At 59.8% G+C, this 15,145-nt stretch carries 18 protein-coding genes; 6 read left to right on the top strand and 12 right to left on the bottom strand.

Features of this window, described 5'->3' with window-relative positions; all coding sequences use genetic code 11:
• Window positions 1-5: 5 nt before the first annotated feature.
• Together cysD and ACQKP4_RS02870 are read right to left on the bottom strand one after the other, a co-directional pair.
• Window positions 6-923: a sulfate adenylyltransferase subunit CysD gene (gene cysD, locus ACQKP4_RS02875; protein ID WP_427630229.1), complete on the bottom strand. Its 918-nt coding sequence runs from the start codon at window positions 921-923 to the stop codon at window positions 6-8.
• 254 nt (window positions 924-1,177) lie between these two features.
• On the bottom strand, window positions 1,178-1,936 hold the full coding sequence (locus tag ACQKP4_RS02870; protein ID WP_427630227.1) for a Nif3-like dinuclear metal center hexameric protein: 759 nt from the start codon (window positions 1,934-1,936) through the stop codon (window positions 1,178-1,180).
• 101 nt (window positions 1,937-2,037) lie between these two features.
• Between ACQKP4_RS02870 and algW the strand changes: the two genes are divergently transcribed.
• Window positions 2,038-3,198 carry a Do family serine endopeptidase AlgW gene (gene algW / locus ACQKP4_RS02865; protein ID WP_427630225.1) on the top strand — a complete coding sequence of 387 codons (1,161 nt, stop codon included), beginning with the start codon at window positions 2,038-2,040 and terminating at the stop codon, window positions 3,196-3,198.
• Window positions 3,199-3,320: 122 nt separating this feature from the next.
• Here algW and hisC read toward each other — a convergent pair whose 3' ends face one another.
• From hisC to ACQKP4_RS02815, 10 genes are all read right to left on the bottom strand, one after another.
• On the bottom strand, window positions 3,321-4,373 hold the full coding sequence (hisC, locus tag ACQKP4_RS02860; protein ID WP_427630223.1) for a histidinol-phosphate transaminase: 1,053 nt from the start codon (window positions 4,371-4,373) through the stop codon (window positions 3,321-3,323).
• A 2-nt stretch (window positions 4,374-4,375) separates the two neighbouring features.
• Window positions 4,376-5,701 (bottom strand): histidinol dehydrogenase, encoded by a 1,326-nt coding sequence (gene hisD / locus ACQKP4_RS02855; RefSeq protein ID WP_427630221.1) that lies wholly within the window; start codon window positions 5,699-5,701, stop codon window positions 4,376-4,378.
• A 125-nt stretch (window positions 5,702-5,826) separates the two neighbouring features.
• Window positions 5,827-6,462, bottom strand: coding sequence for an ATP phosphoribosyltransferase (gene hisG, locus ACQKP4_RS02850; RefSeq protein ID WP_427630219.1), 636 nt, complete (start codon window positions 6,460-6,462; stop codon window positions 5,827-5,829).
• Between the two features lie 127 nt (window positions 6,463-6,589).
• Entirely contained in the window at window positions 6,590-7,855 is a 1,266-nt protein-coding gene (gene murA / locus ACQKP4_RS02845; protein ID WP_427630217.1) for a UDP-N-acetylglucosamine 1-carboxyvinyltransferase, read from the bottom strand.
• Window positions 7,856-7,877: 22 nt separating this feature from the next.
• The gene (locus tag ACQKP4_RS02840; protein ID WP_007912386.1) at window positions 7,878-8,117 is read right to left on the bottom strand and encodes a BolA family protein; all 240 of its coding nucleotides are present in this window, start codon (window positions 8,115-8,117) and stop codon (window positions 7,878-7,880) included.
• Window positions 8,118-8,230: 113 nt separating this feature from the next.
• A complete protein-coding gene (locus ACQKP4_RS02835) occupies window positions 8,231-8,536 on the bottom strand; it encodes an STAS domain-containing protein (RefSeq protein ID WP_427630215.1) in 306 nt (101 codons plus the stop codon).
• Entirely contained in the window at window positions 8,533-9,174 is a 642-nt protein-coding gene (locus ACQKP4_RS02830; RefSeq protein ID WP_427630213.1) for an MlaC/ttg2D family ABC transporter substrate-binding protein, read from the bottom strand. Before ACQKP4_RS02830 ends, ACQKP4_RS02835 begins: the two co-directional genes overlap by 4 nt.
• An 11-nt stretch (window positions 9,175-9,185) precedes the next feature.
• Complete coding sequence (gene mlaD, locus ACQKP4_RS02825; protein ID WP_427630211.1) at window positions 9,186-9,653, bottom strand: outer membrane lipid asymmetry maintenance protein MlaD; 468 nt, start codon at window positions 9,651-9,653, stop codon at window positions 9,186-9,188.
• Window positions 9,653-10,450 (bottom strand): lipid asymmetry maintenance ABC transporter permease subunit MlaE, encoded by a 798-nt coding sequence (mlaE, locus tag ACQKP4_RS02820; RefSeq protein ID WP_427630209.1) that lies wholly within the window; start codon window positions 10,448-10,450, stop codon window positions 9,653-9,655. The genes mlaD and mlaE overlap by 1 nt, the downstream gene beginning before the upstream one ends.
• Window positions 10,450-11,259, bottom strand: a complete 810-nt coding sequence (locus ACQKP4_RS02815; protein WP_427630207.1) for an ATP-binding cassette domain-containing protein — start codon at window positions 11,257-11,259, stop codon at window positions 10,450-10,452. The genes mlaE and ACQKP4_RS02815 overlap by 1 nt, the downstream gene beginning before the upstream one ends.
• 274 nt (window positions 11,260-11,533) lie before the next feature.
• Between ACQKP4_RS02815 and ACQKP4_RS02810 the strand changes: the two genes are divergently transcribed.
• From ACQKP4_RS02810 to lptB, 5 genes are read left to right on the top strand one after another with little or no spacing between them, the layout of a single operon-like run.
• A complete protein-coding gene (locus ACQKP4_RS02810) occupies window positions 11,534-12,508 on the top strand; it encodes a KpsF/GutQ family sugar-phosphate isomerase (protein WP_427630205.1) in 975 nt (324 codons plus the stop codon).
• Window positions 12,508-13,032 carry a KdsC family phosphatase gene (locus tag ACQKP4_RS02805; RefSeq protein ID WP_427630203.1) on the top strand — a complete coding sequence of 175 codons (525 nt, stop codon included), beginning with the start codon at window positions 12,508-12,510 and terminating at the stop codon, window positions 13,030-13,032. Before ACQKP4_RS02810 ends, ACQKP4_RS02805 begins: the two co-directional genes overlap by 1 nt.
• A gap of 7 nt (window positions 13,033-13,039) precedes the next feature.
• On the top strand, window positions 13,040-13,612 hold the full coding sequence (gene lptC / locus ACQKP4_RS02800) for an LPS export ABC transporter periplasmic protein LptC (RefSeq protein ID WP_427630201.1): 573 nt from the start codon (window positions 13,040-13,042) through the stop codon (window positions 13,610-13,612).
• Window positions 13,599-14,147, top strand: a complete 549-nt coding sequence (lptA, locus tag ACQKP4_RS02795; protein ID WP_427630199.1) for a lipopolysaccharide transport periplasmic protein LptA — start codon at window positions 13,599-13,601, stop codon at window positions 14,145-14,147. Before lptC ends, lptA begins: the two co-directional genes overlap by 14 nt.
• Window positions 14,147-14,872, top strand: coding sequence for an LPS export ABC transporter ATP-binding protein (gene lptB / locus ACQKP4_RS02790; RefSeq protein WP_162439253.1), 726 nt, complete (start codon window positions 14,147-14,149; stop codon window positions 14,870-14,872). The genes lptA and lptB overlap by 1 nt, the downstream gene beginning before the upstream one ends.
• Window positions 14,873-15,145 lie beyond the last annotated feature (273 nt).

The raw sequence follows: 15,145 nt of genomic DNA, 5'->3' as shown, positions 1-15,145 counted from the left end.
ACCCCTTAGAAATAACCCTGACGTTTCTTTTCTTCCATCGAGCCTGCGCCATCGTGGTCGATGACCCGGCCCTGGCGTTCGGAAGTTCGCGTCAGGAGCATTTCCTGAATGATGTCGGTCAGGCTGGTCGCCTCGGACTCGACCGCGCCGGTCAGCGGGTAGTCGCCGAGTGTGCGGAAACGGACCTTTTTCTTGACGATGCGCGCCTTGTCTTCGTCGCTCAGGTGATTGAGCAGGCGTTCGTCGTCGATCATGATCCAGGTGCCATTCATCTCGATGACGTCGCGCTCGGCGGCGAAATACAGCGGCACAATCGGGATGCCTTCGAGGTAGATGTATTGCCAGATGTCCAGTTCGGTCCAGTTCGACAACGGGAACACACGAATGGATTCGCCCTTGTTGACGTTGCCGTTGTAGACGTTCCACAACTCTGGACGCTGATTTTTCGGATCCCAGCGGTGCTTGGTGTCGCGGAAGGAATACACGCGCTCTTTGGCACGGGATTTTTCTTCGTCACGGCGAGCACCACCGAAAGCGGCGTCGAAACAGTACTTGTCGAGGGCCTGCTTGAGGCCTTCGGTTTTCATGATGTCGGTGTGTTTGGCACTGCCGTGGGTCAGCGGGTTGATGCCCTGCGCGACGCCATCGGGGTTGACGTGCACCAGCAGGTCCAGGCCCAGTTCTTCGACCATGCGGTCGCGGAACGCGTACATTTCCTTGAACTTCCACCGGGTGTCGACGTGCATCACCGGGAACGGCAGCTTGCCCGGGAAGAATGCCTTGCGCGCAAGGTGCAGCATCACGGCGGAATCTTTACCGACGGAGTACAGCATCACCGGGTTATCGAACTCGGCGGCGACCTCGCGGATGATGTGGATGCTTTCGGCCTCCAGCTGTTTCAGATGCGTCAGTTTGTCGACCATGGCTACTCACGAAAACGATCTTATGGACGGCCAGCGGGCCGTGTTCGAGCGGGGAATCCTAGCACAGCGACCTCTTCTAATCAGGACGCCGGCTAGATCGAAAGGGTATATGAATATACCGCCTCGTTTGGCCACCAACGCCCCTGTGGGAGCGGGCTTACTCGCGAATACGGACTGACATTCAACATTGATGTCGACGGATACAGCGCTTTCGCGAGCAAGCCCGCTCCCACATTTGGATGGTGGCGGGCTGATCAGATCGGATTCGGGCAATCGATGAAGATGTGTTCGAGGGCAAACCGCCGCGCCAGGTAATCGCCCAAGGCCTGCACGCCGTAGCGCTCGGTGGCGTGGTGGCCGGCGGCGATGAAGCTGATGTCGTTTTCCCGGGCGCTGTGGAAGGTTTGCTCGGACGCTTCGCCGCTGAGGTACAGGTCGACCCCTGCCAACACCGCTTGGTCGATGTAACCCTGACCGCCACCGGTGCACCAGCCGACCCGGCGGATCATCTCGCTGCCTTCGATCAGCAACGGCTCGCGGCCCATGACTTCCTGCACCCGACGGGCGAAATCACGCGGCGTCATCGGTTCACTCAAGGAGCCGACCAAGCCGACTATTTTGAGGTTCTCCGGGTCCAGCGGCCCTTCGACCGTGATGTCGAGTTGCCGCGCCAGTTGTACGTTGTTGCCAACGTCCGGGTGCAAATCCAGCGGCAGGTGATAAGACAGCAGGCTGATGTCGTGCTTGAGCAAGGTTTTCAAGCGGCGCTGTTTCATGCCGGTGATGCATGGGTTTTCGCCCTTCCAGAAGTAGCCGTGATGCACCAGCACCAGGTCCGCCTGGGCTTCGACCGCCGCGTCCAGCAACGCCTGGCTGGCGGTGACGCCACTGACGATGCGCATCACTTGCGGCCGCCCCTCGACCTGCAAACCGTTGGGGCAATAATCGGCAATCCTGGCGCTGCCGAGGTAACGGTCGGCTTCTTCGACGAGGGTGCTCAGGGCGACGGCCATAAAAGACTCCTAAATATCCCGTTCAGAGGCGCGCTCGCCTCGTATAATGCGCGACATTATGGGCGGTCTCATACCACCTGCAACCTCTCAGGACGTGCTTAATGCTCAAGGCGCTGCGTTTTTCCGGCTGGCCGCTGTTGGCCGGCGTGCTTATCGCTCTGTTGATCATCCAGCGTTACCCGCAATGGGTCGGGCTCCCGAGCCTCGACGTCAACCTGCAGCAAGCCCCGCAAACCACCAGCGTGCAGCAGGGGCCAGTGTCATACGCAGACGCGGTGACCATCGCCGCGCCGTCCGTGGTCAACCTGTACACCACCAAAGTCATCAACAAGCCGAACCATCCGCTGTTCGAAGACCCGCAGTTCCGCCGGTTCTTCGGCGACAACTCGCCCAAGCAGAAGCGTATGGAGTCGAGCCTCGGTTCGGGCGTGATCATGAGCCCGGAAGGGTATTTGCTGACCAACAACCACGTCACCAGTGGCGCCGACCAGATTGTGGTGGCGCTCAAGGACGGTCGTGAAACCCTCGCCCGCGTCATCGGCAGCGACCCGGAAACCGACCTCGCGGTACTGAAGATCGACCTGAAAAACCTGCCGTCGATCACCGTGGGCCGCTCCGACAACATTCGCATCGGCGACGTCGCGCTGGCCATCGGCAACCCGTTCGGCGTCGGCCAGACCGTGACCATGGGCATCATCAGCGCCACCGGGCGCAATCAGTTGGGCCTGAACAACTACGAAGACTTCATCCAGACCGACGCCGCGATCAACCCCGGCAATTCCGGCGGTGCGCTGGTGGACGCCAACGGCAACCTGACCGGCATCAATACGGCGATTTTCTCCAAGTCCGGCGGTTCGCAAGGCATCGGTTTTGCGATCCCGATCAAACTGGCCATGGAAGTGATGAAGTCGATCATTGAACACGGCCAGGTGATTCGTGGCTGGCTCGGCATCGAAGTTCAGCCGCTGACCCAGGAACTGGCGGAGTCGTTCGGCTTGTCGGGGCGTCCGGGGATTGTGGTCGCAGGGATTTTCCGTGACGGGCCGGCGCAGAAGGCCGGCCTGCAACTGGGCGACGTGATTCTGGCCATCGACGGCGAGCCGGCCGGTGATGGTCGTCGCTCGATGAACCAGGTCGCGCGGATCAAACCAACGGACAAGGTGACGATCCAGGTGATGCGCAATGGCAAGGAGCTGAAGCTCACCGCCGAAATCGGCCTGCGCCCGCCACCGGCGCCGGTCAAGGAGAAAGAAGCAGAGTAAGTGTTGCGGGGCACAGACTTAAGGTCGGTGTTTGCCCATTCGCGAGCGAGCCCGCTCCCACACTGGATCGGCGGTGAACACCGGAGATCAAATGTGGGAACGGGCTTGCTCGCGAAGGCGGCTCAGAGGTCGCCGAGGCCGTCGATCAGCGCCTGATTCTGCTCGGGCGTGCCGATGGTGATCCGCAAGAATTGCGCGATGCGTTCCTGCTTGAAGTGCCGAACGATCACACCTTGCTCGCGCAACTTCGCCGCCAGCCCCGCCGCATCGTGCTGCGGATGACGCGCAAAGATGAAGTTCGCCGCCGACGGCAGCACCTCGAAGCCTTTTGCCTGCAACTGCCCGATCACCTTCTCGCGACTCTCGATCACCAGCCGGCAGGTCGTGTCGAAATACTCGCGATCCTCAAACGCCGCCGCCGCGCCGACAATCGCCAGGCGATCCAGCGGGTAGGAGTTGAAGCTGTTCTTGATCCGCTCCAGCGCTTCGATCAGGTCCGGGTGCCCCACCGCCAGGCCAACCCGCAGGCCAGCCAGTGAACGGGATTTGGACAAGGTCTGGGTCACCAGCAGGTTTGGATAACGATCCACCAGACTGATCGCGGTTTCGCCGCCGAAGTCGATGTAGGCCTCGTCCACCACGACCACCGAATCCGGGCTGGCCTGAAGGATTTGCTCGACGGCTTGCAGCGTCAGCAGGCAACCGGTCGGCGCATTCGGGTTGGGGAAAATGATCCCGCCGTTCGGCTTGGCGTAGTCCGCCGGGTTGATCCGGAAGTCTGCATCCAGCGGCACGGCGTCGAACGCGATGCCATACAACCCGCAGTAAACCGGGTAGAAGCTGTAGCTGATGTCCGGGAACAGCAGCGGTTTATCGTGCTGCAACAAACCGTGAAAAATGTGCGCTAGCACTTCATCGGAACCGTTGCCGAGGAACACTTGATTGCCCTGCACGCCGTAATACCGGGCCACGGCTTGCTTGAGCAGGTCGCTGTTCGGGTCCGGGTACAGACGCAGGTTGTCATTGAGTTCGGTCTGCATCGCCGCCAAGGCTTTGGGCGATGGACCATACGGGTTTTCGTTGGTGTTTAGCTTCACCAGTTTCGTCAGCTTCGGCTGCTCGCCCGGCACGTATGGCACCAGACTCTTGACGAAGGGGCTCCAGAATTTACTCATGTTCAGTCCACCTTCTTATCGTCGACGATGCGGTATTCAGCGCTGCGGGCGTGGGCAGTCAGAGACTCGCCACGGGCCAGCACGGAGGCGGTTTTGCCCAGTTCGGACGCGCCCTGCTCGGAACAGAAAATGATCGACGAGCGTTTCTGGAAGTCGTACACCCCCAGCGGCGAAGAGAAGCGCGCCGTGCCGGAGGTCGGCAGCACGTGGTTCGGGCCGGCGCAGTAATCGCCCAGGGCTTCGGAAGTGTGACGGCCCATGAAGATTGCACCGGCGTGGCGGATCAGCGGCAACCAGGCCTGCGGATCGGCGACCGACAACTCCAGGTGTTCCGGTGCGATGCGGTTGGCGACTTCGATGGCTTGCTCCATGTCACGCACCTTGATCAGCGCACCACGGCCGTTGATCGAAGTTTCGATGATCTCGGCGCGCTCCATGGTCGGCAGCAATTTGCTGATGCTCGCCGCCACTTTGTCGAGGAACTCGGCGTCCGGGCTCACCAGAATCGCCTGCGCGTCTTCGTCGTGTTCGGCCTGGGAGAACAGGTCCATGGCGATCCAGTCCGGATCGGTCTGGCCGTCACACACCACGAGGATTTCCGAGGGGCCGGCGATCATGTCGATACCGACCTGACCGAAGACGTGACGCTTGGCCGTGGCGACATAGATGTTGCCCGGCCCGACGACCTTGTCGACCTTCGGCACGCTTTCGGTGCCATACGCCAGCGCAGCCACCGCTTGCGCGCCGCCGATGGTGAACACCCGGTCCACGCCGGCGATGCACGCGGCGGCCAACACCAGTTCATTGATTTCACCGCGCGGGGTCGGCACCACCATGACCACTTCGGTCACACCTGCGACTTTGGCCGGGATCGCGTTCATCAGCACCGAGGACGGGTAGGACGCCTTGCCACCCGGCACGTACAGGCCGGCGCGGTCCAGCGGTGTGACCTTCTGGCCCAGCACCGTGCCGTCGGCTTCGGTGTAGCTCCAGGAATCCTGCTTCTGCTTTTCGTGATAGCTGCGCACGCGGGCGGCGGCTTTTTCCAACGCTTCGCGCTGCGCCACGGTGATCCGGGTCAGCGCCAGTTCCAGGCGCTCGCGCGGCAGGATCAAGTCGGCCATGGAGGCCACTTGCAGACCGTCGAATTTCTGGGTGAACTCCACCAGCGCCGCATCGCCACGCTCGCGCACGGCTTTGATGATGTCCAGCACCCGCTGATTGACCGAGTCGTCAGACACACTTTCCCAGCTCAGCAAATGATCCAGATGATGCGCGAAATCCGGGTCAGCAGCGTTGAGTCGGCGAATTGCAGTCGGTGCGGTCATAGCGAGAGCCTCATAGGAATGGCAAAAACTCAGGCGCCCGAAGCTACCATTCGATCCGCTTGGGCACCTGAGAATTCTGGCTATGAGGCGGATAGACGGGCGCGACTTAACGTCGCGCAGGTGAATCAGCCGCGGTGTCGAGACTCCACTGCCTTGCGCAGGGTGTCGATCAACGCCTGGATACGGGCGTGTTGCATTTTCATCGAAGCTTTGTTGACGATCAGCCGGGAGCTGATGTCGGCAATGAACTCCTGGGGTTCCAGGCCATTGGCGCGCAAGGTGTTGCCGGTGTCGACCACGTCGATGATCTTGTCGGCAAGGCCGATCAGCGGCGCCAGCTCCATCGAGCCGTACAGCTTGATGATGTCGACCTGACGACCTTGCTCGGCGTAGTAACGTTTGGCAACGTTGACGAACTTGGTCGCGACCCGCAAGCGGCCCTTGGGCTCGACATCGCCGACACGGCCGGCGGTCATCAGCTTGCACAGGGCAATGCGCAGGTCCAAAGGTTCGTACAGGCCCTGGCCGCCATATTCCATCAGCACATCTTTACCGGCGACGCCCAGGTCCGCGGCGCCATGCTCGACGTAAGTCGGCACATCGGTGGCGCGCACGATCAGCAGACGGACGTCAGGCTGGGTCGTGGGAATGATCAGCTTGCGGCTCTTGTCCGGATTCTCGGTCGGCACGATGCCCGCTTCAGCCAGAAGCGGCAGGGTGTCGTCAAGGATGCGGCCCTTGGACAGTGCGATGGTCAACATGGGAAACGTCAGTCCTTATCAGGCTACTGATGCCCGGTCGCAATCGGCGCCGGACATGCATCGAGCCTGAAACAGGCTCGACTTAAACAAATTCAAAGGGCGCGTCCCTGCGCCCATGCAGCAGAAACTAGCCCGGTACGCGGCGGATCTTGGCGCCGAGCATCTGCAGTTTCTCTTCGATGCACTCGTAACCACGGTCGATGTGGTAGATGCGATCGATCAGGGTGTCGCCTTCAGCGATCAGCGCCGAGATCACCAGGCTGGCCGAAGCACGCAGGTCGGTGGCCATGACTGGCGCGCCCTTGAGCTTCTCGGTTCCGGTAACGATGGCAGTGTTGCCTTCGACCTGGATCTTGGCGCCCATGCGGTGCAGTTCGTAAACGTGCATGAAGCGGTTTTCGAAGATCGTCTCGATCACGGCACCGGTGCCTTCGGCAATGGCGTTGAGCGAGATGAACTGCGCTTGCATGTCGGTCGGGAACGCCGGGTACGGAGCGGTCCGCACGTTGACGGCTTTTGGCCGCTTGCCGTGCATGTTCAGCTCGATCCAGTCTTCGCCGCAGGTGATTTCCGCGCCCGATTCCTTGAGCTTCTCAAGGACGGCTTCGAGGATGGTCGGATCAGTGTCCTTGACCTTCACTCGGCCACCAGTCACGGCTGCCGCCACCAGGTAGGTGCCGGTTTCGATACGGTCCGGCATCACTTTGTAAGTGGTCGGGTGCAGACGCTCAACGCCGTCAATGATGATGGTGTCGGTGCCGGCGCCAGTGATCTTGGCCCCCATGGCGATCAGGAAGTTCGCCAGGTCGATGACTTCAGGTTCGCGAGCGGCGTTCTGCAACACGCTGCGGCCCTTGGCCAGAGCGGCCGCCATCATGATGTTTTCGGTGCCGGTCACGCTGACGGTGTCGAAGAAGAAGCTCGCACCGCGCAAACCGCCTTCCGGCGCCTTGGCCTTGATGTAGCCGCCTTCGACGTCGATGATCGCGCCCATGGCTTCGAGGCCACGGATGTGCAGATCGACCGGACGCGAACCGATGGCGCAACCGCCAGGCAATGCGACTTCGGCTTCACCGAAACGGGCAACCATCGGGCCCAGCACCAGGATCGACGCACGCATGGTCTTGACCAGTTCGTACGGGGCGATCAGGGTCTTGATGGTGCGCGGGTCGATTTCGACGCTGAGCTTCTCGTCGATCACCGGCTCGATGCCCATGCGACCGAACAGCTCGATCATGGTGGTGATGTCGTGCAGGTGCGGCAGGTTGGCCACAGTGACCGGACCATCGCACAGCAAGGTGGCGGCCAGGATCGGCAGGGCAGAGTTCTTTGCCCCGGAGATGCGGATTTCGCCATCAAGACGAACGCCACCGGTAATAATCAATTTATCCATAAGAATCTCGACGCCCTTGGGCTCAGGTGCGCTCGGCCCAGGCCGCGCTGCTGAAAAATTTCATAGTGACCGCATGGATGCTGCCATCGGTGATCCATGGGTTCAAATGGGCATAGATCTGCTGCTGACGCTTCACCGGGCTCAACGCCGCCAGTTCATCGCTAATCACATTCAGCTGAAAGTTGCAGCCTTCGCCCTCAACTTCTACCAGCGTTCCGGGCAGCTTTCCTTCAAGGAAGCTCTTCACTTCTACGGCCTGCATGCTCAACCTCAATCGGCGCCCTGTGCGCGCGGGTCGGACATCATACAAAAAAGCCCCGCGCCTGCGAACCCCGCGAAGCAGGACTCTGACGGGGGGCTTCTTTATAGATGCGGTTAGGGATGCGCCAACAGCTCGGTCAGTTCGCTGACCTGAGCGATTTCGCGCATGTCTTCTGGCATCCCGCGGATGCTCAGCGCCTTGCCGGCCGCGTGTGCATCGCGCATGAAACACAACAGCAGCGACAAGCCGACACTGCTGGATTTCAACACTGCCGAGCAGTCGACGACCAATGCGGTCGCGGCGCTGGACTTGATCAACGCCTGCCCTTGCTTGCGTAAACCCGGGCCGGTGCGATAGTCCAGCATGCCGCTCAGATGCAACTCGCCGGACTCGCTCATGCGAATGGCCGACACACTCATTGGGTGGTCTGCTCGGTAGTAGCCTTGGCTTTGGCGACTTCCCCGGCCCAATTGTTGATCGTCTTGTCGAGGTCATTGCCATTGCGCTGCATCGCGTCAGCGAACTGGTCGCGGAACAGCTTGCCGATGTTGATACCGTTGATGATCACGTTACGCAGCTTCCACTCGCCGTTGATCTTCTCCAGGGTGTAAGACACCGGATAGATCGCGCCGTTGGTGCCTTTGACCGTCATGCCAACGCTGGTGCGGTCGCCCGACTCATCCTTGGCGGGATCAACGACGATGCCCTGGTTGTTGTACTCGAGCAACGCATTGCCATAGAACTGGAACAGGCCTTTCTTGAAGTTTTCCTGAAAGGTCTGCATTTGCGCAGGCGTGGCATTGCGCGAGTATTTGACCGTCATGATGCTTTTGGAGATGCCCTCGGCATCCACGACAGGCCCGACGATGGTGTTCAACGCCGCGTAAAAGTCTTGCGGATCCTGCTTGTACTTCTCTTTGTTGGCCGACAGATCGGCCAACATCCGGGTCGTAGTGTCCTGAACCAGATCGTGCGCTGAAGGCGCCGCCACGGCGTTAGCCATCAACGGCAGGGCCGCGAGTAGTACCAACAGGCCACGTCGCAAGGTAGAGATCATTCAAAAGCTCCTCATTTGGCGTCTTTGCTAACGGTATTGAGCAGGAATTTACCGATCAGGTCCTCAAGCACCAGCGACGACTGCGTATCGTGGATGGTCCCGCCATCCTTGAGCAGGGTTTGTTCCCCGCCCACGCTGATACCGATGTACTTTTCACCCAACAGGCCAGCGGTCAGGATAGATGCAGTGGAGTCAGTCGGCAGGTTATCTACGCGCTTTTCCAGTTGCATGGTCACCCGACCGGTGAAGCTGTCGCGGTCCAGATCGATTGCCGTGACCTTGCCGATAGTCACACCGGCCATGGTCACTTTAGCTCTGACCGTCAAACCGGCGATATTGTCGAAGTAGGCGTAAAGTTTATACGTTTCGGTACTCGCGCTCGGCGCCAGGCCACTGACTCGCAGGGCAAGCAGCAACAAAGCCAGGATGCCAGCCAGCAAGAAAAGGCCGACACCGATTTCAAGGGTGCGGTTTTGCATCAGAAATCTCCAAACATCAAGGCGGTCAAAATAAAGTCCAGGCCGAGTACCGCCAAAGAGGCGTACACCACGGTCTTGGTAGTGGCACGACTGATCCCCTCGGAAGTGGGCTCGCAGTCATACCCTTGGAATACGGCGATCCAGGTCACGACAAAGGCAAAAACCATGCTTTTGATGACGCCATTGAGCACATCACCGGTGAACGTTACGCTGTTTTGCATGTTTGCCCAGTACGAACCCTCATACACACCCAGCCAGTCGACAGCCACCCACGAACCGCCCCAGATACCCACCACGCTGAAAATCATCGCCAGCACGGGTAAGGAAATGAAGCCGGCCCACAGGCGCGGGGCAATGATGTATTTGAGCGGGTCGACCCCGATCATTTCCAGGCTGGACAACTGCTCGGTGGACTTCATGTTGCCGATTTCAGCGGTCAGGGCAGAGCCCGCACGCCCGGCAAACAGCAATGCAGTCACCACCGGGCCCAGTTCGCGCAGCAACGTCAGCGCGACCATCTGCCCGACAGCCTGTTCTGAACCATAGCTGGAAAGAATGCTGAAACCCTGCAAGGCCAGGACCATGCCGATGAAAATCCCCGAGACGACGATGATCACCAGGGACATCACGCCCACCGAATGCAGCTGCTTGACCAGCAGGCCAAACCCGCCGCCGATGCCGCCACGGCCGAGCAAAGCGTGAAACAGGAAAATCGTCGAGCGACCGAAGACTGCCAGCGCGTCGATGGCGGCGTGGCCAAAACGGCGCACTCGCTCTATTAATGAAATCTTGCGCATCAACGCTTCCCCAGAAGATCTGCGCGGTAGTCCGTCGCTGGAAAGTGGTATGCGACCGGACCATCGGGGTCGCCAGTCATGAATTGGCGGATCCGCGGTTCCTGTGAGTTCATCAGTTCCTCGGGAGTTCCCTGCCCCAGCACCTGGCCTTCGCCGACCACATAGATGTAGTCGGCGATGCTCGCGGTCTCGGCCAGATCGTGGGAGACCACGATACTGGTGATGCCCAGCGCGTCATTGAGCAGGCGGATCAGGCGCACCAGCACGCCCATGGCGATTGGGTCCTGGCCCACGAAGGGCTCGTCGTACATGAGGATTTGCGGATCGAGGGCAATCGCCCGTGCCAGTGCGACACGACGCTTCATGCCGCCGGACAGTTCGTCAGGCATCAGGTCGATGGCGCCACGCAAGCCGACGGCCTGCAATTTAAGCAGGACGATGTCGCGGATCATTTCTTCCGGCAACTCGGTATGAACGCGCAGCGGGAACGCGACGTTCTCGAACACATCGAGGTCGGTGAACAGTGCGCCACTCTGGAAGAGCACACCCATGTGCTTGCGCGCATCGAACAGATCACTGCGCGACAACTTGGGCAGGTTCTGGCCGTTGACCCAGACTTCGCCTTTGGAAGGACGCAATTGGGCGCCCATCAAACGCAACAGCGTGGTCTTGCCACACCCGGAAGGCCCCATGATGCCGGTGACCTTGCCGCGCGGGATACGGATATCGACGTTATTGAAAATGCTGCGCGCACCGCGCTTGAAGGAGACTCCCTTCAGCTCGACCGCGTAGGCGTTATCGGCACTCATCTAAACTCCTTGCGATGCAGCCTCTCACTCGGACGCCTGACTTTCTGACGAAAGCACATACCTCCGGGCGGGCCGAACTGGCGGCGAACTATATCACTGCATAGGCCAAGCGCCCAAGGCCCACGCCGGGCATGTTCAACGGCAAGGCCGGCTAAAAGCTTCTATTTAGAAGGTTTCCGTAACAGGGAATGACAAAGCACGACGAACTTGCGTGAGGGTTTCGATCATTACCGCTATAATCGCCGCCTTTTCATCAGGCTATACGATTTCTGACATGAGCCAATCCAGCGACCTGATTCAATCAGCTCAACGCACCATCCGCCTCGAACTGGAAGCCGTAGAAGGCTTGCTGCCCCATATCGACGCAGATTTCGTACGCGCTTGCGAGATGATTCTGGCCAGCAAAGGCCGCGTGGTCGTGGTCGGCATGGGCAAATCGGGGCACATCGGCAACAAGATCGCCGCGACCCTGGCCAGCACTGGCACCACGGCTTTTTTCGTGCACCCGGCCGAAGCCAGCCATGGCGACATGGGCATGATCACCCGCGACGACATCATCCTGGCCCTGTCGAACTCCGGTTCCACCAATGAAATCGTCACCCTGCTGCCCCTGATCAAACGCCTGGGCATCCAGTTGATCAGCGTGACCGGCAATCCTGATTCGCCGCTGGCCAAGGCCGCCGAGGTCAACCTCAACGTTCACGTCGAACATGAAGCCTGCCCGCTGAACCTGGCGCCAACGTCGTCGACCACTGCCGCGCTGGTGATGGGCGACGCCCTGGCGGTCGCGCTGCTGGAAGCCCGCGGTTTTACCGCAGAAGATTTCGCTTTTTCCCACCCGGGTGGCGCGCTGGGCCGACGCCTGCTGCTGAAAGTTGAAACCGTGATGCACGCCGGGAAAGATCTGCCGCAAGTACCACGCGGCACCCTGCTGAAAGATGCACTGATGGAAATGACCCGCAAGGGGCTGGGCATGACGGCGATCGTTGAAGCCGATGGCACGCTCGCCGGGATTTTCACGGACGGTGATTTGCGCCGTACTCTGGATCGCACCATTGATATCCATCACACCACTATCGATGAGGTCATGACTGTCCACGGCAAGACCGCTCGCGCCGACATGCTGGCAGCCGAAGCGCTGAAAATCATGGAAGATCACCGGATCAATGCGCTGGTGGTGGTGGACAAGGAGGATCGTCCGATCGGCGCCTTCAACTTGTCCGACCTGCTGCGCGCGGGAGTAATGTGATGAGCAACGATCTGCTTCAACGCGGCAAAAACATCAAGCTGGCGGTCTTCGACGTCGACGGCGTTCTCACCGACGGGCGCCTGTATTTCCTCGAAGACGGCAGCGAATTCAAGACCTTCAACACCCTCGACGGCCAAGGCATCAAGATGTTGATGGCAGCCGGCGTGCAGACCGCTATCATTAGCGGCCGCAAGACGCCGGTGGTTGAGCGGCGTGCGAAGAATCTCGGCATTCCCCACCTGTATCAGGGTCGCGAAGACAAACTGGTGGTGCTCGACGAGCTTCTTGCCCAACTCAACCTAAGCTATGAGCAAGTGGCCTACCTGGGTGACGACCTGCCGGACCTGCCGGTGATTCGCCGTGTCGGCCTGGGCATGGCCGTGGCCAATGCCGCCAGCTTTGTGCGTGAAAACGCCCATGGCATCACCGTTGCCCGTGGTGGCGAAGGTGCCGCTCGCGAATTCTGCGAATTGATCCTGCGCGCCCAGGGCCGCCTCGATGCGGCCAACGCCGCGTACCTGTGAGCCCATTATGCTGAGCAAAAAGTTTCGCAATATCCTGCTGTTCGGTCTCATCGCAGCGCTGTTCGCGGCGGTCGGCTACTGGAACATCAGCCCGGAACGCTTTCTCGACAAGACCGTTGCACCTGTCGATCAAAGCGCTATCGACTATTACGCAACCAACGCCCACAGCGTGCAGTACCTGCCCGATGGCAGGCTGCAATACGAAATGACGTCCGACAAGGTTGAACACTTGAAAGCGACTGAAGTGACGCTGTTGACCAATCCTGACCTGAACATGTTTCGCGGCACCGAATTCCCCTGGCACGTCCAGAGTGAACGCGGCGAAGTCAACCCTGACGGCACTCAGGTCGAACTGATCGACTCGGTACGCATCACGCGCTTCGATGAGAAAAACCGCAAGACCCTGATTACCAGCACCCGTATGACTGTGTTCCCCAAGGACCAATATGCGCAGACCGACCAACCCGTTAGAATCGACGGCGCTGGCGGTGTATCGACAGGCAACGGAATGAAAGCGTACTTGAAAGAAAGCAGGATACACCTGCTATCGAACGTAAGAGGACAGTATGAGGCTCGTTAAAACTCTCCCTATTTTGCTCAGTCTGGGCGCAGCACTGGGAAGCATGAGCGCCTGGGCTCTGCCGAACGATCAAGAGCAGCCTATCCGCATTCAGGCCGACGACGCCCAACTGGACGACAAGAATGGCATCGCCACCTATAAAGGTGACGTGATCATCACTCAGGGCTCGATGAAGGTCACCGGCAATACCGTGACCATCACTCGCACCCCGGCCGGCGACATCGACGTAGTGACTTCGGTGGGCAACCTTGCCTACTTCGAACAACTGCAGACCCAAGGCGATACCAAGCCTGTTCAGGGCTGGGGTGTGACGATCCAGTACCACGCAGCGCAAAACCGCGTTGTGCTGATCGACAAGGCCAAGGTTGTCGACAAGGACAACAACGTCACCCAAGGCGAGAAAATCGTCTACGACACGGTCAAGAAGCTTGCGAGTGCCGGCCGTGCCACGGGCAACAAAGTCACCGAAGCGCGCCCACGCATTGACATGGTGATCCAGCCGAAGCCGAAAACCGACGCGAAAAAGGCCCCGTAATGGCGACTCTGAAAGCTCAGCATCTGGCCAAAGCCTACAAGAGCCGCCAAGTCGTGCGCGACGTCAGCCTGTCGATCGACAGCGGTCAAATCGTCGGCCTGCTGGGCCCGAACGGCGCCGGCAAGACCACTTGCTTCTACATGATCGTCGGCCTGGTACAGGCTGATCAGGGACGCGTGCTGATCGACGATCTGGACGTCAGCCACCAGCCAATGCACGGTCGCGCGAAGGCCGGCATCGGCTATCTGCCGCAAGAAGCGTCGATCTTCCGCAAACTGTCGGTAGCCGACAACATCATGGCTATCCTCGAGACCCGCAAGGAACTCGACAAGGCCGGTCGTCGCAAAGAGCTGGAAAGCCTGCTGCAGGAATTCCACATCAGCCACATCCGCGACAACCTCGGCATGAGCCTGTCCGGCGGTGAACGTCGCCGCGTGGAAATCGCCAGGGCACTGGCCACCAACCCGAAATTCATCCTGCTCGACGAACCTTTCGCCGGTGTAGACCCGATTTCGGTCGGCGACATCAAACAGATCATCTATCACCTCAAGGCCAAGGGCATTGGCGTGCTGATCACTGACCACAACGTCCGTGAGACCCTGGACATCTGCGAAACCGCCTACATCGTCAACGATGGCCAACTGATCGCCGAAGGTGACTCCGCCACCATCCTGGCGAACGACCTGGTAAAAGAAGTCTACCTGGGCCATGAGTTCCGCCTGTAAGCGCTGAGGTGTCTGGCTAGTCGACCGGGTGCTTGTCTCGATAAAAATCAATACTTTTTTATTGTTACAGCGCTCTAGGCAAACACTTCAGTTTCGGGCATATAATTTGCTTATGTTTGGCGCTCCGGCGCCCTGTAGTGGATGGCGCATGTGCGCCGGCGAATAAGGTGTTAAGCCCCTGCCATGAAACCATCGCTAGTCTTGAGAATGGGCCAGCAGCGCTGCATCTTCAGCAGTCGCGGGAAGATGCTCATGTCGCCAGCGCCCGTCACG

This window comes from Pseudomonas sp. NPDC086278, assembly GCF_050280905.1.
In the GTDB taxonomy this organism is placed as follows: Bacteria; Pseudomonadota; Gammaproteobacteria; order Pseudomonadales; family Pseudomonadaceae; genus Aquipseudomonas.
Note: the sequence above shows the minus strand (reverse complement) of the source record. Positions and strands in the feature narration are given on the sequence as shown.